The following is a 24557-nucleotide window of genomic DNA, read 5'->3' as shown; positions in this document are numbered from 1 at the left end:
GAAAAATTCGGAGGCGTTTGTGATGCCTGAAAGTCTTCTCTACGGCACCGAGGTTGTGCTTAACGGCCTGATGGCAGGGGTGCTTTATGCGCTCGTCGCGCTGGGCTTCGTTCTGATCTACAAAGCCTCCGGCATCTTCAACTACGCTCAGGGTGTGATGGCGCTGTTCTCTGCGGCGACCCTGGTGGGGATCATGAAAGGGCAGGTGCCTTTTGCGCATCTGATCAACGCGGCACTCGGCACGGAAATCCACCACTTTGGCTGGCACGTGCCCGCGATCCTGGCGATCCTTCTGACCATGGGTGTCATGGTGTTCCTCGCCTGGGCGGTGCAGAAATTTGTGTTCCGCCATCTGGTCAATCAGGAACCGATCATCCTGTTCATGGCCACCATTGGTCTCGCCTATTTCCTCGAAGGTTTTGGCGACCTGATGTGGGGCTCTGACATCAAGACGCTGGATGTGGGTCTGCCTCAGGGCGGCAGCTTCTGGATTGAGGAAAACACCCAGTGGCTCGGCATGGGCAACGAGAACTTCTACGGCTTCTTCCTGGATCAGCTCGATCTGGTTGCCACGGTGATCGCCACTATTCTCGTGATCGCACTGGTGCTGTTCTCTCAGTACACCAAACAGGGCCGCGCCATGCGCGCTGTGGCCGACGATCACCAAGCGGCGCTTTCGGTGGGCATCTCGCTCAACTTCATCTGGGTCATGGTCTGGTCCGTGGCAGGCTTTGTCGCGCTGGTGGCGGGCATCATGTGGGGTGCCAAATCCGGTGTGCAGTTCTCGCTCTCGCTGATCGCACTCAAGGCGCTGCCGGTGCTGATGCTGGGCGGCTTCACCTCGATCCCCGGCGCCATTGTCGGTGGCCTGATCATCGGTGTCGGTGAAAAGCTCTTTGAATTCACCATCGGCCCGCTGGTCGGCGGCGCAACCGAAAACTGGTTCGCCTATGTGCTGGCACTCGTCTTCCTCGTCTTCCGGCCGCAGGGCCTGTTTGGGGAAAAAATCATCGAGAGGGTCTGAAACGAAAGGTCTCACAGGATATGCCAAAACTTCTAGCCATCCTGAACGTCATCGCCTGGTCCGGTTTCTGGGCCTTCGGCTACCTCGCCATCACGGCGGACCCGGCTGATGCGGGGCAAATGACCACCGCCGCGGTCCTCGCGGCGACAGGGGGAGCGCTGGGAGTGTGGTGTTACCTCAAGCTTGTGCGGCACTCAGAGGCCACGGGCTATGCGAAAAAGGGGAACCGGGCGGACCGGTCCCATCTTGAAAGAGAATATAACGAGGAGAACAGCTGATGTTCTATCGTGAAGCGGGCGACTTCAAAACGAACTACGCCGACGACAACCAAACCTTCCCGATCCGCTTTGATCGCTATCGGTACTATGCGGTGATGCTCTTTGCCTTCTGCGCGGTGCCGTTCCTGATCAATGACTACTGGGTCAACGCGATCTTCCTGCCGTTCCTGATCTATGCGATCGCGGCGATTGGTCTGAACATCCTCGTGGGGTACTGCGGGCAGGTCAGCCTGGGCACCGGGGGCTTCATGGCGGTGGGGGCCTATGCCTGCTACAAGCTCATGACCTCTTTCCCGGAGATCAACATCTTCATCCACGTGCTTCTGGCGGGTGGCGTGACCGCGCTGGTCGGGGTGCTCTTTGGTCTGCCATCACTGCGCATCAAAGGCTTCTATCTGGCGGTGGCCACACTGGCGGCACAGTTCTTCTTGGTGTGGCTCTTCAACCGGGTGCCGTGGTTTTACAACTACTCCGCCTCCGGCCAGATCTCCGCACCGGAGCGCACCGTGTTTGGCATCGCCGTGACCGGCCCAAACACCACCGCATGGGCGCCTTATCTCTTCTGCCTCGTGATCCTCACGTTGCTGGCGATTGTGGCGCGCAACCTGACACGCGGCATGCAGGGGCGCAAATGGATGGCGATCCGCGACATGGACATCGCCGCTGAAATCATCGGTGTGAACCCGCTGAAGGCCAAGCTCTCTGCTTTTGCTGTCAGCTCCTTCTTCATCGGTGTTGCGGGCGCGCTGTTTTTCTCGGTCTATCTGGGCGCGGTGGAAGTGGGCGAAGCCTTTGGCATCAACCAGTCCTTCCTGGTGCTCTTCATGATCATCATTGGCGGTCTGGGCTCGATCTTTGGCTCCTTTGCCGGCGCAGCCTTCCTGGTTCTGATGCCGGTCCTGCTGAAAAACGTGCTGGTGGGAGGCCTTGGCTGGCCAACCGATATCGCCGCACACCTCGAATTCCTGATCGTGGGGGCGCTGATCATCGTCTTCCTGATCGCAGAACCCCATGGTCTGGCGCAGCTCTGGCGCGTGGCCAAGGAGAAGCTGAGGTTGTGGCCCTTCCCGCATTAAGGCGGGGCCATGACCAGCGCGCGGGGCGGGGAGGCTCTGCGCTCACCATCGGACAAAAACCAAGGGAGGAGAAACCCGATGAAATTGAAATTCGCATCCATGGCGCTCGGCGCGGTGATGGCGGCAGCCCCGGCAATGGCCGATCTGGTGTTCCCATCACTCAGCTACCGCACAGGCCCCTACGCTGCAGGCGGCATTCCTTTCGCGGATGGCTACGCAGATTACTTCACTCTGCTGAACGAGCGTGATGGCGGCATTGGTGGCGTTCCGATCCGCATGATCGAATGTGAAACCGGCTACAACACCGCCAAAGGTGTGGAATGCTACGAATCCACCAAAGGCGAAGGCGCGCTGGTCTATCAGCCGCTCTCCACCGGCATCACCTATCAGCTGATCCCCAAAGCGACCGCGGATGACATTCCGATCCACTCCATGGGCTATGGCCGGACCTCTGCCGCCAACGGCGAAGTCTTCAGCCACGTGTTCAACTACCCTGGCAACTACTGGGATGGGGCCTCCGGTGCGGTGAACTACCTGCTTGAGACCAATGGCGGTGACCTGAAGGGCAAGAAAATTGCGCTGGTCTATCACAACTCCGCTTACGGCAAAGAGCCGATCCGCACGCTCGAAGAGCTGCAGAAAAAGCACGGCTATGAGCTGAGCCTGCTGCCGGTGGATCACCCCGGTCAGGAGCAGAAATCCCAGTGGCTGCAGATCCGCCGCGAACGTCCGGACTTTGTTCTGATGTGGGGCTGGGGCGTGATGAACCAGGTTGCGGTTCAGGAAGCTGCCAACATCCGCTTCCCGATGGAAAACTTCATCGGCATCTGGTGGTCCGGTGCAGAGCATGACGTGCTGCCAGCGGGCGCGAAGGCCAATGGCTTCAAGGCGCTGACCTTCCACAACGTGGGCCGTGACTTCCCGATCTTTGACGACATCCAGAAGTATGTTGTTGATGCGGGCAAAGCGGCAGGCGCAGGCGATCAGGTCGGCAACGTGCTCTATAACCGTGGCATGTATGCCGCCATGCTCGCAGCTGAGGCGGCCAAAACCGCTCAGGGCATCCACGGCACGGCTGACATCACCCCAAGCCAGATGCGTGACGGCATGGAAGCGCTGCAGATTGATGAGGCCAAAATGACCGCGCTCGGCATGCCGAACTTTGGTCCGGCCTTCAACGTCTCCTGTCAGAACCACGGTGGCCCGGGCCTCGTGGGTGTGACCCAGTGGGACGCGGCCAATCAGACCTGGTCGATGATCTCTGACTTTAAAGAGACCGACGGTGAGGTGATCGGCGCGCTGGTGGCGGAAGATTCCGCAGCCTACGCCGCTGAAAACAACATCGAAGCGGCCTGTAAGTAAGCCTCGCGCAAACCCAACCGCCCCGGCCGGAACTGGCTGGCCGGGGCACCCTGATCCTGAGACGAAAGACAACGCTTATGCTTGACGCTGGTCGCACCGAAGAGACCCTTCTGGAGGTCAACAACATCGAGGTGATCTACAATCACGTGATCCTTGTGCTGAAAGGCGTGAGCCTCTCGGTTCCCAAGGGCGGCATCACCGCACTGCTGGGCGGCAATGGCGCAGGCAAAACCACCACGCTGAAGGCCATCTCAAACCTGCTGCACTCCGAGCGCGGCGAGGTCACCAAAGGCACGATCAACTATCGAGGCGAACCTGTGGCAGATCTTGATCCGGCGGCGCTGGTGAAAAAAGGCGTCATTCAGGTGATGGAAGGCCGTCACTGCTTTGAGCACCTCACGGTCGAAGAGAACCTGCTGACCGGGGCCTACACCCGCAGCGGTGGCGAAGTCGCCGCGGATCTCGAGATGGTCTACAATTATTTCCCACGTCTGAAAGAGCGCCGCAAATCGCAGGCGGGCTATACCTCCGGCGGGGAGCAGCAGATGGTCGCCATTGGCCGCGCGCTGATGAGCCGCCCGGAATGTATTCTGCTGGATGAACCTTCCATGGGCCTTGCACCGCAGCTGGTGGAAGAAATCTTCACCATCGTGAAAGACCTCAACGAGAAAGAAGGCGCCACCTTCCTTCTCGCAGAGCAGAACACCAACGTGGCGCTGCGCTTTGCCCATTATGGCTATATTCTGGAATCCGGCCGCGTGGTGATGGATGGCCCTGCCGCCGATCTGCGCGAAAACCCGGATGTGAAGGAATTTTATCTCGGCATGTCTGAAGAAGGCCGCAAATCCTTCCGCGACGTGCGCTCCTACCGTCGCCGCAAACGCTGGCTGAGCTGACCTCAGCCTCCCTTTCTGCCCGGGCTGACCGGGCACCCACTTCCCGTCTCGCGCCGCTCTCTCTCAGCGCGCGCACAAGAAATCTTTGGCCGCACGCATGGCGGCAGAGCACATAAAGGATGGCACCATGAGCCGCTTTTTTGATGAGTTGGAAACCCGCAGCGCCGATCAGCGCGCCGCCGATCTGAGCGCAGCCCTGCCTGCGCAGCTGGCCCGCGCCAAAGCCTTGCCGGGCTTTGCGGCCAGTCTGGCGGATGTGGATCCGGCCAAGATCACCTCGGCTCAGGCGCTGGCAGACCTCCCCGTGCTGCGCAAATCAGAGCTTGGTGCCGCACAGAAAGCCGCAGGCCCGCTCGGCGGCTTTGCCGATCTCAGCAATCCCAACATTGCCCATGTGTTCCAGTCTCCGGGTCCGATCTATGAACCCGGTGGCACCAGCCATGACTGGTTCCGCTTTGGCCGCGTGCTGCATGCAGTGGGCATTGGGGCTGCGGACATCGTGCACAACTGCTTTTCCTACCATCTGACCCCGGCGGGCATGATGTTTGAAAGCGGCGCCCGCGCCGTGGGGGCCAAAGTGCTGCCCGCAGGTGTCGGCCAGACCGAAATGCAGGTCCGCGCCGCTGTGGACATCGGCACCACCGCCTATGCCGGCACGCCCGACTATCTCAAGATCATCTTGGACAAGGCTGAGGAGATGGGCGAGAAACTCCAGATCACCAAAGCCACCGTCGGCGGCGGCGCGCTCTTCCCCTCGCTGCGTCAGGAATATGCCGATCGCGGCATCACCTGTCTTCAGGGCTATGGCACCGCCGATCTGGGCTCGATTGCTTATGAATCTGAGGCCATGGAAGGCATGATCATCGACGAAGGCGTGATCGTCGAAATCGTCACGCCGGGCACCGGCACCCCAGTCGCGCCGGGTGAGGTGGGCGAAGTGGTGGTCACCACGCTCAACCCCGATTATCCGCTGATCCGCTTTGCCACCGGCGATCTTTCCGCAATCCTCCCGGGCGAAAGCCCCTGTGGCCGCACCAACATGCGCATCAAAGGCTGGATGGGTCGCGCCGACCAGACCGCCAAGATCAAAGGCATGTTTGTGCGGCCAGAGCAGGTCGCGGCACTGGTGGCCAAACATGACGAGATCGCAAAGGCGCGCGTCATCGCCACGCGTTCCGGTGAAATGGATGTGATGACAGTGCAGATTGAATCTCCGGGCGGTGATGCGGCCGCCTATGGGGCCTCCGTTGTGGATGCGCTCAAGCTCAAAGGCACCGTGGAAATCGTCGCGCCGGGCAGCCTGCCCAAAGATGGCATCGTCATCGAAGACCAGCGCAAATACGATTGATCCAAAACCAACGCCCGTGTCGCTTGCGGCACGGGCTGCACCTGCCTGCCCCCATGGGCGGGCGCTTTTGACAGGTCAGCCAATCTCTCTGCAGGTGGCGCAGATTTGCAGGCTATGTGGCAATGACCAAGCGTTCGAACGCCCACCCGCGGTCGGGCGCTGCCCTTTCCCTCACCGTATCCCACGCCCCTTCTGGATCGCATCCGCACCAAACCGTGCGCGGATCGCATCGGTGGCCCGCTCCGCCTTGGCCCGCTGCACCGCTTGCGGATCGAGCAGGTCACCTGACAGATCCGCCTGCGCGGCGGGCACCAGATCCGCCAGTCCCACCCCGATCAGCCGGTAAGGCCCCTCATTGCCAACCTGATCAAACAGCCCCCGCGCGGTGCGATAGAGCGTGTCCGCCATCTGCGTCGCGTCCCGCAGGCTGATCCGGCGGCTGATCGTGCTGTGATTGGCGCGCTTCAGCTTCAAGGTCACCACCCGTCCGGCCAGATCCTTGGCCTTGGCCCGATCCGACACCTTTTCCGACAGCCGCCAGATATGCCCGTCCAGCACATCCAGGCTGGCAGTGTCCTCAAAAAACGTGGTCTCATTGCTGATGCTCTTCATCGGCGCATGGGCCGACACCTTGCGCTTGTCCTGCCCCCGCGCCAGATGCCACAGCCGATAGCCCGCGTTGCCAAACCGCGCGATCAGGTCTTCCTGATCCCAGCGCAGCAGGTCGGTGAAGGTACGTATGCCCGCGCGCTCAAGGCTTTCTTGCGCCACCGGACCAATCCCCCAGATCATCCGCACCGGCTTATCACTCAAAAAGTCAGCGGTCTCCGCCTTGCCAATCACCGAAAACCCGCGCGGCTTGTCCAGATCACTGGCCACTTTGGCGAGGAATTTGTTGTGCGACAGCCCAATTGAGCCGGTGATGCCCAGCTCGTCTTTCATGCGTTTTGTCAGCCGCGCCAGCATCACCGCTGGCGGCGCACCATGCAGCTTTGTGGTGCCGGTGAGATCAAGGAACGCCTCATCCAGCGACAACGGCTCAATCACCGGTGTCAGCTCATCCATCATCGCGCGAATGGCGCGGCTGACCTCCACATAAACCGACATGCGCGGCTTGATCACCACCGCCTCGGGGCAGAGCTTGAGCGCCTGAAACATCGGCATGGCGCTGCGCACCCCGCGAATGCGCGCCACATAGCAGGCGGTGGAAACAACACCGCGCCGCCCGCCACCAATGATCACCGGCTTGTCCACCAGCTCCGGATTGTCGCGCTTCTCAACGCTTGCGTAAAACGCATCACAATCCATATGCGCGATAGAGAGATCAAACAGCTCCGGATGGGAAATCATGCGCATGCTGCCACAGTGGCCACAGCGCGCCGCGCTTTGGCTCTCGGTCAGGCAGTCTCGGCAAAATGCGGGCATCCGCGCGTCTCTCACGTGAGTCTCGGAGCCTCAATATAACAGCAGTCGCGCCGCCTGACAGGGGCGGCGCGCAGGCTTTGGCTTAGCGGTTGGGGCGCTTGGCCTGTGCAGAGGCCAGCTCTGTCACAATGGCTTGCGCTGCGGCGCGCGGGTCTTCGGCGGTCCAGACCGGGCGGCCCACCACAATATGGTCAGCGCCATCTGCCACCGCATTGGCTGGCGTGGCCACGCGCTTCTGATCACCAAGTGCTGCGCCTGCGGGGCGCACGCCGGGGGTCACGATCAGACGACCCTCAGATTCCGGCAGGGCCCGGATCAGCGCGGCTTCCTGAGGGGAGGCAATCACGCCATCCGCGCCCGCGTCAAACGCCCGGCCCGCGCGCTCCTGCACCAGATCCTTGATCTCGCCCTCTTTGATCAGACAGTTGTCCAGATCACCGCGATCCAGCGATGTCAGGATGGTCACACCCAGAATTTTCAGATTGCTGCCCGCCGCGCCTTCCTTGGCCGCAGCCACCACATGCGGGTCGCCATGCACGGTCAGGAAATCCAGATCAAACTGCGCCAGCCCGCGCACCGCCGCCTCAACGGTGGCACCGATGTCAAACAGCTTCATGTCCAGAAAGATGCGCTTGCCGTGCTCGTCTTTCAGCTCATTGGCCAGCGCCAGCCCGCCTCCGGTCAGCATGCCAAGCCCGATCTTATAGAAAGACACGGCATCGCCAATCTGCTCTGCTAGCTGCAAACCCTGCAGGGCGTTGGGCACGTCAAGGGCTACGATCAGGCGGTCGTCTGAACTCATGGGAGGTCTCCAGCAATTTAGGGTGGCACAAAGCAAACGTGCGCCTTCTAACGCCTCATCTCCGCTCCGGCAAGCCTGCGTGCTTCAGGGCAGGCCCCAGAAACGCAAAAAGCCTCCCCTTCGGGAGGCTCAATAGATCGCCTTTGGGGCGGATCAGCCCTCGCTTGGCAACACGCCCGGCGCAAAAGAAAGCTCTTCGCGGCCGGTGCGCATCTCTGGCATCCGGCGCAGCTGCCGCAGCGCTTCGCGGATCAAGGCCAGCCGTCCGGCGCCTTTCTGCGGCTCGGTGCTGTCCTCTGCCGGTACTGCGCAATGCACTCGCACATCACGCGATGCACTGCTGAGGCTCACCACAGCGGTCAGCTCGCCCAGTGTCTGGCGATACATCGGGTTGCTGATCTGAATTTCTGTCACATGCATGGCATGCCACCCCCATAAACATTCTGTTCGATGTTCAGTCTGGCGCAAAAATAGGGCGAAAATTGTCTCAATTTAGGGGAATTTTTGTGCCCTTTTCGCCTTGGAAAATCCCGCATCCGTTGAGACAGATTTAAATTCCTGTCTGGCAATCTTGACCTGACACACGCAAGATCCCACATCTTTACCGAGGCCCACAACCTGACGTGCCGCAAAGCGGGCGTTATCGGCAATCGGGCGCTTATGAGAAGGAGAAAACCCATGGACTTGAGCAAGTTCACGGAGCGGTCACGCGGCTTTGTTCAGGCGGCGCAGACCATCGCGATGCGGGAAAATCACCAGCGTCTGGTGCCCGAACACATTCTGAAAGCATTGATGGACGACGATCAGGGGCTTGCGGCCAACCTGATCAGCCGCGCAGGCGGCAACGCTGCAGCTGTGCGCGAAGCGGTGGACGCCGCCGTTGCCAAACAGCCGCAGGTGTCGGGCGATACCGGCCAGCCCTATCTCGAAAACACCTCCGCCAAAGTGCTCTCTGAGGCCGAAAGCCTTGCCAAGAAAGCAGGCGACAGCTTTGTGCCGGTGGAGCGCATCCTGATGGCGCTGGTGATGGTGAAATCCAAAGCCCGCGACGCGCTTGAGGCCGGCAATGTCACCGCCAAAGCCCTCAACGCTGCGATCAACGACATCCGCAAAGGTCGCACCGCTGACAGCGCGTCGGCTGAGGATGGCTATGAGGCGCTCAAGAAATACGCGCAGGATCTGACCGAGCGCGCCAGCGAAGGCAAAATCGACCCGATCATTGGCCGCGATGATGAAATCCGCCGCGCCATGCAGGTCCTGAGCCGCCGCACCAAAAACAATCCGGTGATGATCGGGGAGCCCGGCGTCGGGAAAACCGCGATTGCCGAAGGCATGGCCCTGCGCATCGTCAACGGCGACGTGCCGGAAAGCTTGCGCAACAAGAAGCTTCTCGCGCTCGACATGGGCGCGTTGATTGCGGGTGCAAAATACCGTGGTGAATTTGAAGAGCGTCTGAAATCGGTCCTCACCGAAGTCACCGAAGCGGCTGGCGAAATCATCCTCTTCATTGATGAGATGCACACCCTTGTGGGCGCCGGCAAATCAGAGGGCGCCATGGATGCGGCCAACCTGATCAAACCGGCTCTGGCACGCGGCGAGCTGCACTGCATCGGCGCCACCACGCTGGATGAATACCGCAAATATGTGGAAAAAGACGCAGCCCTCGCGCGGCGCTTCCAGCCGGTGATGGTCGAAGAGCCCACCGTGGAAGACACAATTTCCATCCTGCGCGGCATCAAGGAAAAATATGAGCTGCATCACGGCGTGCGCATCTCTGACTCAGCGCTGGTTGCCGCCTCCACGCTCAGCCACCGCTACATCACGGATCGCTTCCTGCCGGACAAAGCCATCGACCTTGTGGACGAGGCCGCCTCCCGCCTGCGCATGGAAGTGGACAGCAAACCCGAAGAGCTCGACGCGCTTGATCGCCAGATCCTGCAACTGCAGATCGAGGAACAGGCGCTTCAGCTTGAGGATGATGCCGCCTCTGTGGACCGTCTGGAAACCCTGCAGAAAGACCTCGCCGATCTGCAGGAGAAATCCGCCGAGCTCACCGCCAAATGGCAGGCCGGTCGCGATAAGCTCGCCTCCGCGCAGTACATCAAGGAAGCGCTGGATCAGGCGCGCGCCGATCTGGACATCGCCAAACGCGAAGGCAACCTCGCCCGCGCGGGTGAGCTGAGCTACGGCGTGATCCCTGATCTGGAGAAACAGCTCGATGCCGCCGAAAACGGCGAAGGCGAAATGACGGTGGAAGAGGCCGTGCGCCCGGAGCAGATCGCCCAGGTGGTCGAGCGTTGGACAGGCATTCCAACCTCCAAGATGCTCGAAGGCGAGCGTGAAAAGCTCCTGCGCATGGAAGACGACCTGCACGCCCGCGTCATCGGCCAGAACGCCGCCGTGACCGCCGTGTCCAACGCCGTGCGCCGCGCCCGCGCAGGCCTCAACGATGAAAACCGCCCCCTTGGCAGCTTCCTCTTCCTCGGCCCCACCGGCGTAGGGAAAACCGAGCTCACCAAAGCTGTGGCCGACTTCCTCTTTGATGATGACAGCGCCATGGTGCGCATCGACATGTCGGAATTCATGGAGAAACACGCGGTCGCCCGCCTGATCGGCGCGCCTCCCGGCTATGTCGGCTATGACGAAGGCGGGGTGCTGACAGAGGCCGTGCGCCGCCGCCCCTATCAAGTGGTGCTGTTTGATGAGGTCGAGAAAGCCCATCCGGATGTCTTCAACGTGCTCCTTCAGGTGCTCGATGATGGTGTGCTCACCGACGGTCAGGGCCGCACGGTGGATTTCAAACAAACGCTGATCATCCTCACCTCCAACCTTGGCGCGCAGGCGCTCAGCCAATTGCCCGAAGGCGCGGACGCAGCCGACGCGCGTCGCGATGTGATGGATGCGGTGCGCGCCCACTTCCGCCCGGAATTCCTCAACCGTCTGGATGAGACCATCATCTTTGACCGTCTCGCCCGCGCCGATATGGATGGCATCGTCGAGATCCAGCTCGCCCGCCTGAAAAAACGTCTCGCAGGCCGCAAAATCGGCATCGAGCTCGACGAAGGGGCGCAAAAATGGCTCGCCGATGAAGGTTATGATCCGGTCTTTGGCGCCCGCCCGCTCAAACGCGTGATCCAACGCGCCCTGCAAAACCCGCTGGCCGAGGCGCTTCTGGCAGGCGACGTGAAAGACGGCGACACCATCCCGGTCAGCGCCGGGGCAGATGGGCTGATCATCGGCGACCGGCTCGGCACCTCAGGGCAGCCAAAACCGGATGATGCGGTTGTGCATTGATCTGAAATCTTCCAGAAAGCCCGCTGTCCGCAGCGGGCTTTTTCTTTTCATCCACAGACTTCACTGACAGACAAACGGACCTCACATTTTGGACTGGCACACCCTGATCAACACCGACCGCGCCTCTGACATTGGCAAACAGGAAGACCCCCTGCGCCAGAACTTCGTACAGGACGCCGACCGGATCACCTTCTCTGCGCCGTTTCGCAGGCTCGCCAACAAAACACAGGTCCACCCGCTTTATGAGCACGATCACCTGCGCCACCGCATGATCCACTCGGTCGAGGTCGCCAGCGTAGGCCGCACCTTGGGCATGAAAGTTGGCAGCTGGTTGGAAGAGCAGGGGCATCTGACCGCTGGCGAAGCGCCCAAGATCGCGGGCATCGTCCACGCTGCCTGTCTGGCACACGATATTGGCAACCCGCCCTTTGGCCACTCAGGCGAAGAGGCCATGGGCGGCTGGTTTGCCGAGAAATTTGACGCAAACACAGGGCTATTTGCGGATTTAGACCCCGCCAAGCAGGCGGAATTCACCCCGCTGGAAGGCAACGCACAGGGCTTTCGCATCGTCACCCGGCTGGAGATGTATCGCAACGAAGGCGGCATGCGGCTCTCCAATGCGGTGCTTGGGGCCTTCACCAAATACCCGATGACGGCGAGCACCTCTGCTGTGCTGAAAGCGGCCAATGGCGGCAAGGCACCTTATGTGGGGGCGAAGAAGTTTGGCGCGTTCCACAGCGAATATGACACGCTCAAAACCGTGGCACAGGCGCTGGGGCTGCCCGAAGAAACCGCACCTGATGGCAGCCTCTGGTGGCGGCGTCACCCGCTGGTCTATCTGGTCGAGGCGGCAGACGACATTTGCTACAACATTGTGGATCTCGAAGACGGCTATTCCGCCGGTGATCTCAGCCTTGAGCGGGTGGAGGAACTGCTCGCGCCGCTCTGCCGTCTGACCAACCGCGATCAATCCGCCTACACGCCTTATGAACGCATCAGCTACCTGCGTGCCCGCGCCATTGGCGGCGCGATTGACGCCTGTGTGGCCGCCTTCATCGCCCATCACGGTGCCATCTTGTCCGGCCAGTTCTCAGATGAGCTGATTGCCGTGTCGGACAAAAATGAAGCCTTCGCGCGCATCAAGGAAACCGCAAGAGAGCGCCTGTTCACGGCTCCGCGCAAAACCCGGCTGGAAATTCAGGGCCGCAATGCAATCTGGCGGGTGCTTGATGGCGTGTTGCCTGTCTATGAGGCGCTGCGCCAAAACAACTGGAACGCCGACGCGCTGCCAAGTTATGAGGCGCAACTTGTCCGCGCCTTTGGCCTGGATCTGCGCGACGTGAGCAATCCTTATACCGCCGCCCATGGGATCACTGATTTTGTCTCCGGCATGACAGACCGCCACGCCATTGCTTCCGCCCAAATGGTTTCGGGCACCGCCTGACATGCCCATGACCCCAGATCTTGTTCTCTTTGATTGTGACGGCGTGCTGGTGGACAGCGAGCCTGTCACCAACGCGTTGCTGGTTGAAAACCTCGCCGCACGCGGCCTGCAAGTGTCTCACGACCGGGTCATAGACCTCTTTGTCGGCGGCACCATCGCGGGCGTTGCCAAAACAGCGCGCGGTCTTGGGGCCACCCTTGAGGACAATTGGGTTGATCTGATCTACGCGGAAATGTTTGAGCGCCTTGCCACCGAGGTCACCTCGATCCCGGGTGCCATTGAGACGCTCGATGCATTGGATGCGGCAGGTATTCCCTATGCGGTCTGTTCAAACGGCCCGCATGCCAAAATGGAGATCACGCTCACCCGCTGCGGCATCGCCTCACGTCTCGCAGGCCGCATCTATTCCCGCGAAGATGTGCCCAACCCCAAACCCGCACCTGACGTTTATCTCAAGGCCGCGGCGGATGCGGGCATTGCCCCTGCAAACTGCGTGGTGGTGGAAGACAGCCCCAGCGGTGCCCGCGCAGGCAAAGCGGCAGGCATGCGCACCTTGGGCTTCACCGCAGACACAGACCCGACACGCCTCACGCCGATTTGTGACGACGTCTTTGACGATATGCATGCACTGCCAGGGCTGCTGGGGCTCACTTCAAAATGATCGAGCGCTGATCGGGGTCATCGGGGAACACCCGCCCGTTCAGGATGCAGTCAAACATGTGGTTGAACACTTTGCCGGGTTTCTTGCCGCCTCCGTCGTCGAGAAAATACATGTGTCCGGTGGGGGTGTCATAGCTGGTGTTCACATCGTCACAATCCACCTGAAACACATTGCGCGGCGTGCGGCTGATGTTTTCCGGCCCCGTATGCCCCAGCCGCCGCGACGCCACCTTGTTGCGCAGGTTGGCCGCCTTGCTGGCCCGCAAGGCCAGATCGTCTGAAGCGTAATAGACCACCACATTGCGCGAGGCATGGCTGATCAGCGCGCCGGGCTTGCCCTCATGCACGGTCTCATTCACCACATCGGCGGCCACCATAAACGTGTTGCGCAGCAAAAGCGGCACACCGGCGGCCAGATCATATTGATCCCAGGCGACCAGCGTCTGGCGCAACACCCGGTTGCCCATGGAATGCGCGATCAGATTGATCCGCTTCAGGCACGGTGCCACCTCCGGCTCATTGTCCGCGCTGTTGCGCCATTTCATGAACCGCTCCAGCACCCGCGCAAAGGAATAGCCGCTCTGGTCGGCGGATTTCTGGTCATCCCAATAATCCCGCACAACACCCAGCCCGTTGTCACAGGGCCAGATCAGCGGCAGCACCAGAACTTCCTTGGGTTTGGCCGCATCACAAAACGTCTGCAGCTCGGCGGCACGCTCAAACACCACATCCGGCAGATTGTTGAACCCATGCACATAGAGCAGGATCTGACGGCGTTGGCTTTCGCGCACGCGTTTGAGAAGCTCATCGCTGGTGATCTCGGTGTGGTGCCCATCCGAGCCCGTCTCGCAGTAAAACACCGAGTTGGACGGCGCGTTGTTGTCCAGATCAAAGGTAAAGCGGCGGCCCTTACGGCTGCGAATGCTTTGGGTGGGAAAACGATTGGTGATAAATAACATGAGACACATCCACTCAATAAACAAAGCGCTGAATATCGCGCAGCGCACAAATGGCCCAACATCCTGCAAAAATACGCAGACCCACCGCCGCGATCTCAAAAACGATCCTCATAGAGCGGCAGAAAGGCAGGATTTGCGGGCTCAGAAACAGTAAGATCAGCCTAGATCGAAACGCCTGACCTCGCAACGTGGCGCGCTGTTTGTCGCCCAACACACGTATTTGTTGTCTGATCGTGACTTGCCCCTTGGGACACATAGGATCACTTTAAGGCCAAAATAATCATAAGGAGCGCCACCTATGGAAATGGCAGCCTCAATGGAAACCGCCTTTGACATCGTCGAAGTGCTGGGTCTCGTCTTTGTTTTGATCTTTGCCGCTCTGGTGCTTCTGGCCCTTGTCCTCTTCGTTGTCGACCGCAGCCAGACCGAAGACGCCATCCGCCGCAACTATCCGGTGATCGGGCGCTTCCGTCATATCTTCTCAGAGCTTGGCGAATTTTTCCGCCAGTATTTCTTTGCCATGGACCGCGAAGAGCTGCCCTTCAACCGTGCGCAGCGGGAATGGGTTGGCCGCGCCGGCGAAGGCAAATCCAACACCATTGCGTTTGGTTCCACCCGCAACCTCAGCGTGCCGGGCACGCCGATCTTTGTGAATGATCCTTTCCCGCCGCTCGATGACCAATACGCCAAATCAGAGCCTCTGCTGATCGGGCCAACCGCCCGCACCCCTTATCTGGCGCCTTCTTTCTTCAATATCTCGGGCATGAGCTACGGCGCCCTGTCCAAACCTGCCATTCAGGCGCTCAGCCAGGGGGCGGCGCAGGCCGGGATCTGGCTCAATACGGGGGAGGGCGGCGTGTCGCCATTCCACTATGAGGGCGGCTGCGATCTGGTGTTTCAGATCGGCACGGCCAAGTTTGGCGTGCGTGATGAGCACGGCGGTCTGGATGATGCCAAGCTGGCAGAGGTTGCCAGCCACGAAGCCATCCGCATGTTTGAGATTAAAATGGCGCAGGGGGCCAAGCCCGGCAAAGGCGGCATTCTGCCCGGCGAGAAGGTGACCGAGGAAATCGCCGCCATTCGCGGCCTCAAAGTGGGGCAGGATGGCATCTCCCCCAACCGCCACCGCGAAATCGACAGCTTTGATCACCTGATCGACATGCTCACCCATGTGCGCGAGGTCACAGGCAAGCCGGTCGGGATCAAAACCGTGGTGGGCGCGGAAACCACCATGCGGGAGTTCTTTGAAGCCATCACCCGGCGCGGCGCGGATTTTGCGCCCGATTTCATCACCATTGATGGCGGCGAAGGCGGCACCGGCGCCGCCCCCATGCCGCTGATGGATCTGGTGGGGATGCCGGTACGCGAAGCGCTGCCGCTGGTGGCCAATCTGCGCGAAGAGTTTGGCCTGCAGGATCGCGTGCGCCTGATTGCGTCAGGCAAGCTGGTGAATCCCGGCGATGTGGCCTGGGCCTTGGCGGCGGGCGCGGATTTTGTCACCTCTGCGCGCGGCTTCATGTTCTCCTTGGGCTGCATTCAGGCGCTCAAATGCAACAAAAACACCTGCCCAACCGGCATCACCACCCATGATCCGCGATTCCAGAAAGGTCTGGTGGTGGACCGCAAGGCCCCGCGCGTGGCCAATTATGCCAAGGCCATCGTGAAAGAGGTCGAGGTGCTCTCACACTCCGTGGGCGTGTCTGATCCGCGCAAACTGCGCCGCCGCCACGTGCGTCTGGTGCAGGAAAACGGCCGCTCTGTGCCGATGAACGAGGTCTTCCCGCGCCCCGAGAGCGTCTGACCGCGCCGCGCGCCTGTCCTCCTGTTTGGCAGGGCAGGCGAGGACCGCACCAAAACATTACAGCCCGCCCACATCATCGTGACCGCTGGTGTGGCCTGTCTTTGTGGCGATTGGGGGGGCAAATGCGCTATGTCTCTCCTCAAGACAAAGGAGACTCTACATGGCCCACCGCTGGACCAACGACCTCACACATGACGATGTGACCCCAAAGTCCGCCTATCTGAACCGCCGTCAGATCATGGCGGGCATGGCCGGTCTTGGCCTTGCAACCATCGCGCCAAAAGCACAGGCCGCCGCCGAGACGCTGGAGCCAACGCCGTTTGACGTCATCACCCAGTACAACAACTTCTATGAGTTCGGGACCCGCAAGGAAGATCCGGCCCGCTACGCCGCTGCGCTGACCACCAAACCCTGGTCGATCAAGATCGACGGCATGGTGGACAATCCGGGTGACTACGCTCTGGAAGACATCCTGTCCAAGATGACGATTGAGGAGCGCATCTACCGGTTCCGCTGTGTTGAGGCGTGGTCCATGGTGGTGCCTTGGAACGGCTTTGAGCTGAAAGACCTGCTGGATCTCGCCGGTGTGCAGTCGGGCGCAAAATACGTGGCCTTTGAAACGCTCTACCGCCCCGAAGAAATGCCCGGCCAGCGCCAGCCTTTCCTTGAATGGCCCTATGTCGAAGGCCTGCGTCTGGACGAGGCCAACCACCCACTTACCCTGATGGCCACAGGGATTTACGGCAAACCCATGCCCAACCAAAACGGCGCGCCAATCCGTCTGGTCGTGCCTTGGAAATACGGCTTCAAGTCGATCAAATCCATTGTCCGCATCACGCTGACGGACAAAGAGCCGCCCACCAGCTGGAACAAGTCGATCCCAAGCGAATATGGCTTTTACTCCAACGTGAACCCGCAGGTGGATCACCCGCGCTGGTCTCAGGCGTCTGAGCGCCCGATCGGCGGCGGTTTCTTTGCCAAGCGCATCCCGACGCTGATGTTCAACGGCTATGAAAAAGAAGTGGCCGGCCTCTATGAAGGCATGGACCTGCGGAAGAACTACTAAGGCGGATGCAGGGGCTGATCCTCATATCCCAAGTGACCTGCCCGCATTGCGGTCACGAGGAGGCACATCAGATGCCTGAAGACAGCTGCCTTTTCTTTCTGGAATGCCCCTCCTGTGACGGGCTGATCAAACCGCTGCCCGGCGATTGCTGTGTGTTCTGCTCATACGGCACCGCACCATGTCCGCCGATCCAGCGGGGCGAAACATGCGGGGAAGGTGACGATGACTGACGCGCTCAACACCGCCATTCGCAAAACACCAAGCTGGCTGCTCTATCTTGTAGGGGCCGCCTATCCGGTCTGGCTGCTTTATGCGGGCTTCACCGGCGGTTTGGGTGTGGATCCGGCCAAGGCGATGGAGCACGCGCTGGGCAAGGCGGGTCTTCAGGTCTTGGTGGCGGTTCTGCTGGTCTCTCCGCTGCGCCGTTTCACCCCTCTGAACTTCCTCAGCTGGCGCCGCGCGCTTGGGGTGATCAGCTTTTTCTACATCTTGCTGCACTTTCTGGTCTGGATGGTGCTCGATGTGCAGATCCTCAGCCAGGTCTGGGCCGACATCGCCAAGCGCCCCTACATCATCGTGGGCATGGCCTCTCTGCTGATCCTGCTGCCGCTTGCGGTGACCTCCAACAACCGATCCGTGCGCAAGCTCGGCCCCAAATGGCGCAAACTGCACAAGGCGACCTACCTCGCCGTGCTGCTGGGCGGCATCCACTACATCATGCAGATCAAGAGCTTTCAGTATGAGCCCTATGTCTATCTGCTCGTGATCGTCGGCCTGATCGCCCTGCGCCGCCTGCCCAAACGTCAGATGCGCCACCCCAAAAAAGGCCCCCTGCGCAGCGCCGCCTGACAACTCAATTGGGGCGGCTGCCCCATTGAGAGACCGCAGGGCATTTTCCGTGATGAGCAATCCTGCATAAGATGCGGCCTCCTTTGGGAGTTCAGTTGCATTTTCCCTACTTCTCCGCGTGCCCGCTCAAAGCATAACCATTTGACAAAAAAGGCTTTCATTGACCCTGCGTCAGAGGTGCGAGCACCTTGTGCCGGATGATGAGAAAAAGTGGTGAAAATTGCGCGCCACTTTCGCCTCGGTGGTAAGCGAACATTAACCCGGCACCCCCTATCTCCCGCTTCCAAAAATATCGGTTGGTGTAGGAATCCCGAAATCATGCCCTCATTCATTCACAAAATCTCCACGCGCATTGCCGCGCTCTCCGCTTTGGCGCTGGCATTGTCGATTGTGCTGACCATCGTGCTGCAGAACCAAGCCACGCGCACCGCAGAAAGCATGCGTGACCAACAGCTGCATGCGATCACCGAAATTGGTGTGAACCTGCTCAAAGATCTTGAAAGCGATGTTCAAGCGGGTCGCTACACAGAAGAAGAGGCCAAAGATCTGGCGCGCGAGCGCCTCTCGAACATGGCTTTTGGGGAGAATGGCTATGTCTACGCCTTTGACAATGACTACGTCATTCAGGCCCATCCGGTTGCTCCAGAAACCGTTGGTGTGAACCGCAAGGATTTCCAGGATACCAACGGCATCTATGTCTATCAGGAGCTGAAGAACGCCACCCGCGCCACCGGTGCCGGCACGCTGATCTATCACTTCATCAAGCCGGGCAGCGATGTGATGGAAGCCAAAATTGGCTTTATCCGGTATTTTGAACCTTGGGGCTGGGTGATCGGCACCGGCGCTTATGTGTCCGACATCGACGCCGAGATCGCGGTGATCCGCAACAAGGCGCTGATGGTGCTCGGCATCACACTGGTGCTTCTGGTTGTGGCCTCCGTCGTCCTGACCCGCAGCGTCACCCGCCCGATGGGCAAACTCAGCAACCGCATGAATGATCTGGCTGAGGGTGACACCGACGGCGACATCCCGTTCACCGAAACGAAGAACGAGCTGGGCGACATGGCCCGCACCGTGGGTGTGTTCCGCGATGCGCTGGTGCGTCAGAAAGAGTTGGAAGAAGAGCAAAAAGAACGCGACGCCGCGCAAAGCGAAGTTGTGACCACGCTCTCCAGCCACCTGTCCCGTCTCGCACAGGGCGATCTGTCGGCCAAAATCATCGAGCGCTTCCCGTCGCATTACGAGGCGCTCCGTGCGGACTTCAACTCCTCCATCACCACGCTTAGCCAGACCATGACCGAAGTGGTCGAGTCGGCCCGCTCCATCCGCAATGGTGCAGATGAGATCAGCCAGGCCTCTGACGATCTGTCCAAACGGACGGAAAGCCAGGCGGCCACGCTGGAAGAGACCGCCGCTGCGCTGGATGACATGACCGACTCGGTCAAATCCGCCGCCACCGGCGCGCGTGATGTGGAAACCACCATGGCGGACGCCAAAAACGAAGCGGAGCGCAGCGGCGAGATTGTCCAGAGCGCTGTCAAAGCCATGACCGAGATCGAGCAGAGCTCCAGCCAGATTTCCCAGATCATTTCGGTGATTGACGACATCGCCTTCCAGACCAACCTGCTGGCGCTGAACGCCGGGGTGGAGGCCGCCCGCGCAGGCGACGCTGGCCGAGGCTTTGCGGTTGTGGCATCCGAGGTGCGCCAGCTCGCGCACAGCTCCTCTGAGGCGGCAAACGAGATCAAGGCGCTGATTGATGAATCTTCCAAACACGTGGAACGCGGTGTGGATCTGGTTGGCAAAACCGGCGAAGCGCTGGGCAGCATTGTGGAACGGGTCGTCAAGATTTCCCAGATGGTGTCGGGCATCGCCGAAGGCGCGGTGGAGCAATCCACCGGTCTGGGCGAAATCAACGCCGGTGTGTCCCAGCTGGATCATGTGACCCAGAAAAACGCCGCCATGGTCGAAGAGGCCACCGCCGCCGGCCACCTGCTCAAAAGCGATGCCGCGCGTCTGGTGGATCTGGTCAACAACTTCGACCTGGGCGCCGCCAAAGCCAAGCGCCCTGTGGTGAAAGCTGTGACCTCTTCTGAGAAGCCAGCCGCCAAACCTGCTGCCAAACCAAAGGCCGCAGCACCAAAACCGGCAGCGCCCAAACCCGCTGCAGAGCAGCCTGCTAAGGCCGAGCCTGCGCGCCAACCGGCAGCGATCACCTTTGATGATGGCAATGCAGCGGCTGACATCTGGGCTGAATTCTAAACCCTCTGCCCTCCTACACCACGAAGAACGCGGTCCCTCAGGGGCCGCGTTTTTCATTGCATCGCCCCAGCCATCCAAGGGCATTCCGCCACCCCCGCGCCAAATCCGCAAAAACCGTCTGGAATCGGAAGAATTTTCTGTATTCAGGTGAGGGCGAGAGACGCACAACTCAAAGGTGAGTTTATCATCTGAAAACGCACCGCTTTCCGCGTCTCAACTTTGCGCGTTTTTTGTGCACTTCGCCGAGGATCGTCCCATCCGAGCCCCAAATGCCCTGCTCAATGATACCCAGTAAGCCGGCCTTAACCTCTGCGGTCCTACCAAAAAAGTAAGCACACTCTTTTCTAAATCGGGGCCGCCAAATTATGCCTATTTTCTTTTCCAAACTGTCCACCCGCATCGTGGCGCTTGCGGTGCTGGCGCTTGCCCTGTCCGTTGGCCTGACCACCATCCTGCAGAGCCACATGCGCAGCTCCATCGAGACCATGCGCGAGAAGGAACTGCACCACATCACGGAAATCGGCGCGAGCCTGCTCGACGATCTGCACGCCGGCGTGCAATCCGGTGCCTACACGCTGGAAGAGGCACAGGCCATCGGCCGCGAACGTCTCAATACGTTTTCCTATGATGGAACCGGTTATCTCTTTGTCTTTGACAAGAACTACATCATGCAGGTGCACCCCCACCGGCCCAACTGGATCGGCACCAGCCAGCGCGATCTGGAGGATGTGAACGGTCTGCGCCTGTTTGAAGCGCTCTACAGTGCCGCCTTTGAAACCGGCCACGGCAGCGTGCTCTATCACTTCAACAAACCGGACAGCGACGAGCCGGAGGCCAAGCTGGGATATGCGCTGCAGTTTGAGCCCTGGGGCTGGGCGATCGGCACCGGCGCCTATGTCTCTGACATCGAGGCCGATCTGGCTCTGCTGCGCAACGAAGCCATCGCAGCGCTGACTGGCACGCTCCTGATTTTGGGGATTGCGGCTTTCTTCATCACCCGCAGCGTGACCCGTCCGCTCAATCAGCTCAGCACCCGCATGGGCACCATGGCGGATGGCGACACCGACAGCGACATCCCCTTCACGGAAACCAAAAACGAGGTGGGGGATATGGCCCGCTCGGTGGCGGTGTTCCGCGATGCGCTGGTGCGTCAAGGCGAGTTGGAAGAGCAGCAAAAACGCATCGATGCCGCCCAGAGCGAGGTGGTGCAGACGCTTTCCGCCCATCTCTCTAGCCTGTCCAAAGGGGATCTGGCGGCCAATATCACCACCTCCTTCCCGGAGCATTACGAAGCGCTGCGAACAGATTTTAACGCCTCCATCGCCAACCTGAGCCAGACCATGACCGAGGTGATCGAGGCCGCAGGCTCTATCCGCAATGGCGCTGGTGAAATCAGCCAGGCTTCTGACGATCTCTCCAAACGCACCGAAAGCCAGGCGGCCACATTGGAAGAAACCGCCGCCGCGCTGGATGATCTGACCACCTCTGTGAAAGCCGCCGCCGAAGGCGCCCGCAGCGTGGAAAGCGCCATGGATGAGGCCAAATCAGAGGCCGAACGCAGCGGCGCCGTGGTGCAGAACGCGGTTCAGGCCATGACCGAAATCGAACGCAGCTCCAGCCAGATCGCACAGATCATCTCGGTGATTGATGACATCGCCTTTCAGACCAACCTGCTGGCCCTGAACGCCGGGGTTGAGGCCGCACGCGCCGGGGATGCGGGCCGTGGCTTTGCGGTTGTGGCCTCCGAGGTGCGCAACCTGGCCCACAGCTCTTCTGAGGCGGCGATGGAAATCAAAAACCTGATCGAAGACTCCTCCAAACTGGTGGCACAGGGCGTTGAGCTGGTGGGCAAGGGCGGCGAATCCTTCAACAGCATTACCGAACGTGTGGCGAGCATTTCCCAGATGGTGTCTGACATCGCCGAAGGCGCGGTGGAGCAATCCGCAAGTCTGGGTGAAATCAACGCCGGAGTTTCCCAGCTTGATCTGGTCACACAGAAAAACGCAGCCATGGTCGAAGAGGCTACTGCCGCGGGCCACATGCTCAAAGGCGATGCCACGCAGCTTGCGGATCTGGTGGGTCGTTTCAATATTGATGCAGCGGCGCGCAAACGTCCGACGCCCCCAGTTGTTGAGACTGCCGAAGAGGCTCCAGCGGCCGCAGCCAATGATGCGCCCGCCAAGTCCGCCTCTGCACCGAAACCGAAGCCAAAGCCGAAACCCGCGCCCGCCAAGGCCAAGGTCGAAACCTCCAAGCCCAAGCCCGCAGCCCCGGCGGCTGCCACGGCTGCTGCGGCGGCCCCGGCGATCACCTTTGATGATGGCAGCGCAGCGGCAGACATTTGGGCGGAGTTCTAGATCATCGCTCAACAAATCTGCAACGCCAGTAGCGGGTCAGATAGACCAGCCCCCGACCCTGGGTGGGGGTGAAGCCCCCTCCCTTGGGGGAGGGTCGGGGGCTGGTCGGCTTCGCCTCCTGCGCCTCGGTGGAGACCAAGCGTTTCAGATTTTCAGGACGGTGCTTTAAACCGGCCCTCGCAGATCACTGTCGGGCGATCACAGATCAATCGGATGATAGCCCGACGATTGCGCCTCTTTGGGGCTGACCTGAAAATGCTTTTTGAATTCGCGGCTGAAATGGGCCGCGTTTTCATATCCCACCCGATGCGCCGCCTCGGCCACCCCTATGCCGCCTTCCAGCAACAGCCCTTTGGCCCGGCTCAGGCGTGTGGCCTTCAGATACTGCAAGGGGGATGATCCCGTGATGCTCTTGAACGCGCGGTAAAACACCGGCGCGCTCATGCCTGCGGTTTCCGCCAAAGCATCCACGCTGATGTTGTCGGGGTAGTGCTCGCGGATCAACGTGATGCTGCGCGCCACCCGGTCATAATGTGAATCAGACTTGGCCAAGGCCTGCAGCGCCGGACCATGGGGGCCTTTAAGTGCGTGAAACAGAATCTCGCGCACAATGCCATTGCCCAAAGCCTGACTTTCCGCCTCCGAACACAGCGCCTTGAGCAGCCGGTCAACCGATCCTTTCAGTTCGGCATCCGCCGGGGCAGGGGACAGCCCCAAAGGCGCCGCCGTTGGGCTCAATGTGTCGCTGTCCACCAGAGGCGCAAGGCTGCGCAGCTCCGCAGGCTCAATATTGATGAACAGCCCCAGCATCGGATCCTCTGCGGTGGCAAAGGTGGCACAGTCAAACGGCGTGGGCAGGCTGACCACCAGATAATGATCCGGATCATAGGTAAAGACGTGATCGCCCAGATAGCCGATCTTATGGCCCTGCAGGATCAGCACAATGCCCGCATTATAGATCAGCGGCGCGCGCGGCACGGTCTGTGTCGACCAGAAGAACTGCACCTGCGGCAGCTGCGTTGCCACATACCCCGCTCCGGGGCCAAAGCCATGCTGTGCTTTCACCGCTTCCAAATGCTGCATTCTCTGGCTCCTTGTGCCAAACCTCATGTGCCTGAGGTGCAATAGATCATGTTTTGTCCGATCGTCTCGGGGCTTTTGCGCCCAATTGATAGGAATGCGCAAGTCTTCGACAGAATGCATCATTCACCAAATGCGCCAATGGTCCTATCTCCCTGTCAGAACAAACGGCCCAGAGCCGCACATCATATGGAGAGTGAAATGTCCGAACACACCAAAGGTCTTATTGTTATCACTGGTGCCAGCTCCGGTATCGGGGCCGCCATGGCAAAGCGTTTCTCCGAAGCGGGCCACCCTTTGCTGCTGGTTGCGCGTCGCGTTGAGAAAATCGAAGCGCTGGGTCTGCCCAATGCGCTCTGCCGCAAGGTGGATGTGACCGATGCCGCCGCTTTCCGCGCCGCGATCACCGAGGCAGAGGCCGCCTACGGTCCGGTGGATTGTCTGGTCAACAACGCAGGCGTGATGCTGCTGGGGCAGATCGATACGCAGGATCCTGTGGAATGGCAGCGCATGTATGACCTCAATGTTGTTGCTCTGCTCAATGGCATGCAGGCCGTGCTTGGTGACATGAAGG

At 60.3% G+C, this 24557-nt stretch carries 21 protein-coding genes (1 of these 21 cut by a window edge); 16 read left to right on the top strand and 5 right to left on the bottom strand.

Translation table 11 applies throughout. The features are described 5' to 3' along the window. Window positions 1–22 precede the first annotated feature (22 nt). From ACO07T_RS03810 to ACO07T_RS03785, 6 genes are all read left to right on the top strand, one after another. Window positions 23–1024, top strand: coding sequence for a branched-chain amino acid ABC transporter permease (locus ACO07T_RS03810; protein WP_209057484.1), 1002 nt, complete (start codon window positions 23–25; stop codon window positions 1022–1024). Between the two features lie 20 nt (window positions 1025–1044). Further along, entirely contained in the window at window positions 1045–1302 is a 258-nt protein-coding gene (locus ACO07T_RS03805; RefSeq protein WP_209057482.1) for a hypothetical protein, read from the top strand. Next, window positions 1302–2378 carry a branched-chain amino acid ABC transporter permease gene (locus ACO07T_RS03800; protein ID WP_209057480.1) on the top strand — a complete coding sequence of 359 codons (1077 nt, stop codon included), beginning with the start codon at window positions 1302–1304 and terminating at the stop codon, window positions 2376–2378. The genes ACO07T_RS03805 and ACO07T_RS03800 overlap by 1 nt, the downstream gene beginning before the upstream one ends. A gap of 78 nt (window positions 2379–2456) precedes the next feature. Further along, entirely contained in the window at window positions 2457–3740 is a 1284-nt protein-coding gene (locus ACO07T_RS03795) for an ABC transporter substrate-binding protein (protein WP_422048326.1), read from the top strand. 77 nt (window positions 3741–3817) lie between these two features. Next, the gene (locus ACO07T_RS03790; RefSeq protein WP_422048325.1) at window positions 3818–4636 is read left to right on the top strand and encodes an ABC transporter ATP-binding protein; all 819 of its coding nucleotides are present in this window, start codon (window positions 3818–3820) and stop codon (window positions 4634–4636) included. Window positions 4637–4763: 127 nt separating this feature from the next. Further along, window positions 4764–5984: a phenylacetate--CoA ligase family protein gene (locus ACO07T_RS03785; protein ID WP_422048324.1), complete on the top strand. Its 1221-nt coding sequence runs from the start codon at window positions 4764–4766 to the stop codon at window positions 5982–5984. A gap of 171 nt (window positions 5985–6155) precedes the next feature. On the opposite strand, the gene ACO07T_RS03780 is transcribed toward ACO07T_RS03785, so the two are convergent. The 3 genes from ACO07T_RS03780 to ACO07T_RS03770 all read right to left on the bottom strand — a co-directional run bounded on the left by ACO07T_RS03780 (window position 6156) and on the right by ACO07T_RS03770 (window position 8631). After that, window positions 6156–7409 carry a DNA polymerase IV gene (locus ACO07T_RS03780; RefSeq protein WP_422048323.1) on the bottom strand — a complete coding sequence of 418 codons (1254 nt, stop codon included), beginning with the start codon at window positions 7407–7409 and terminating at the stop codon, window positions 6156–6158. 82 nt (window positions 7410–7491) lie between these two features. Then, a complete protein-coding gene (gene pyrF, locus ACO07T_RS03775; RefSeq protein WP_422048322.1) occupies window positions 7492–8211 on the bottom strand; it encodes an orotidine-5'-phosphate decarboxylase in 720 nt (239 codons plus the stop codon). Window positions 8212–8364: 153 nt separating this feature from the next. Continuing rightward, window positions 8365–8631: a hypothetical protein gene (locus ACO07T_RS03770; protein WP_422048321.1), complete on the bottom strand. Its 267-nt coding sequence runs from the start codon at window positions 8629–8631 to the stop codon at window positions 8365–8367. A gap of 258 nt (window positions 8632–8889) precedes the next feature. Here ACO07T_RS03770 and clpB point away from each other — a divergent pair, with 258 nt between their 5' ends. The 3 genes from clpB to ACO07T_RS03755 all read left to right on the top strand — a co-directional run bounded on the left by clpB (window position 8890) and on the right by ACO07T_RS03755 (window position 13610). Next, on the top strand, window positions 8890–11505 hold the full coding sequence (clpB, locus tag ACO07T_RS03765; protein WP_422048320.1) for an ATP-dependent chaperone ClpB: 2616 nt from the start codon (window positions 8890–8892) through the stop codon (window positions 11503–11505). Between the two features lie 88 nt (window positions 11506–11593). Then, window positions 11594–12949: a dGTP triphosphohydrolase gene (dgt, locus tag ACO07T_RS03760; RefSeq protein ID WP_422048319.1), complete on the top strand. Its 1356-nt coding sequence runs from the start codon at window positions 11594–11596 to the stop codon at window positions 12947–12949. A 7-nt stretch (window positions 12950–12956) separates the two neighbouring features. Next, window positions 12957–13610 carry an HAD family hydrolase gene (locus tag ACO07T_RS03755; protein ID WP_422048318.1) on the top strand — a complete coding sequence of 218 codons (654 nt, stop codon included), beginning with the start codon at window positions 12957–12959 and terminating at the stop codon, window positions 13608–13610. Here ACO07T_RS03755 and ACO07T_RS03750 read toward each other — a convergent pair. Continuing rightward, on the bottom strand, window positions 13597–14568 hold the full coding sequence (locus ACO07T_RS03750) for an alpha/beta hydrolase (RefSeq protein ID WP_422048317.1): 972 nt from the start codon (window positions 14566–14568) through the stop codon (window positions 13597–13599). The genes ACO07T_RS03755 and ACO07T_RS03750 overlap by 14 nt on opposite strands. Before the next feature lie 316 nt (window positions 14569–14884). On the opposite strand from ACO07T_RS03750, the gene ACO07T_RS03745 reads away from it, so the two are divergent. The 6 genes from ACO07T_RS03745 to ACO07T_RS03720 all read left to right on the top strand — a co-directional run bounded on the left by ACO07T_RS03745 (window position 14885) and on the right by ACO07T_RS03720 (window position 22903). After that, window positions 14885–16369 (top strand): FMN-binding glutamate synthase family protein, encoded by a 1485-nt coding sequence (locus tag ACO07T_RS03745; RefSeq protein WP_209077454.1) that lies wholly within the window; start codon window positions 14885–14887, stop codon window positions 16367–16369. Between the two features lie 160 nt (window positions 16370–16529). Next, window positions 16530–17435 carry a protein-methionine-sulfoxide reductase catalytic subunit MsrP gene (gene msrP / locus ACO07T_RS03740; protein ID WP_209057444.1) on the top strand — a complete coding sequence of 302 codons (906 nt, stop codon included), beginning with the start codon at window positions 16530–16532 and terminating at the stop codon, window positions 17433–17435. Between the two features lie 71 nt (window positions 17436–17506). Continuing rightward, complete coding sequence (locus ACO07T_RS03735; protein WP_422048316.1) at window positions 17507–17665, top strand: GDCCVxC domain-containing (seleno)protein; 159 nt, start codon at window positions 17507–17509, stop codon at window positions 17663–17665. Continuing rightward, window positions 17658–18284 (top strand): protein-methionine-sulfoxide reductase heme-binding subunit MsrQ, encoded by a 627-nt coding sequence (gene msrQ / locus ACO07T_RS03730; RefSeq protein WP_422048315.1) that lies wholly within the window; start codon window positions 17658–17660, stop codon window positions 18282–18284. The genes ACO07T_RS03735 and msrQ overlap by 8 nt, the downstream gene beginning before the upstream one ends. Before the next feature lie 318 nt (window positions 18285–18602). Next, entirely contained in the window at window positions 18603–20546 is a 1944-nt protein-coding gene (locus ACO07T_RS03725) for a methyl-accepting chemotaxis protein (RefSeq protein ID WP_422048314.1), read from the top strand. 365 nt (window positions 20547–20911) lie between these two features. Then, window positions 20912–22903 (top strand): methyl-accepting chemotaxis protein, encoded by a 1992-nt coding sequence (locus ACO07T_RS03720; RefSeq protein WP_422048313.1) that lies wholly within the window; start codon window positions 20912–20914, stop codon window positions 22901–22903. Between the two features lie 198 nt (window positions 22904–23101). Here the strand turns inward: ACO07T_RS03720 and ACO07T_RS03715 are convergent, their stop codons facing one another. Continuing rightward, on the bottom strand, window positions 23102–23986 hold the full coding sequence (locus tag ACO07T_RS03715) for an AraC family transcriptional regulator (RefSeq protein ID WP_422048312.1): 885 nt from the start codon (window positions 23984–23986) through the stop codon (window positions 23102–23104). Window positions 23987–24184: 198 nt separating this feature from the next. Between ACO07T_RS03715 and ACO07T_RS03710 the strand changes: the two genes are divergently transcribed. Next, window positions 24185–24557: the 5' portion of an SDR family oxidoreductase gene (locus tag ACO07T_RS03710; protein ID WP_209057408.1), read on the top strand. 359 nt of this gene lie beyond the right edge of the window; the window shows 373 of its 732 coding nt (coding positions 1–373); the start codon lies at window positions 24185–24187; its stop codon lies beyond the right edge, outside the window.

This window comes from Shimia sp. (assembly GCF_965227725.1).
Classification (GTDB): Bacteria; Pseudomonadota; Alphaproteobacteria; order Rhodobacterales; family Rhodobacteraceae; genus Shimia.
This window is presented reverse-complemented; position numbering and strand designations above follow the sequence as displayed.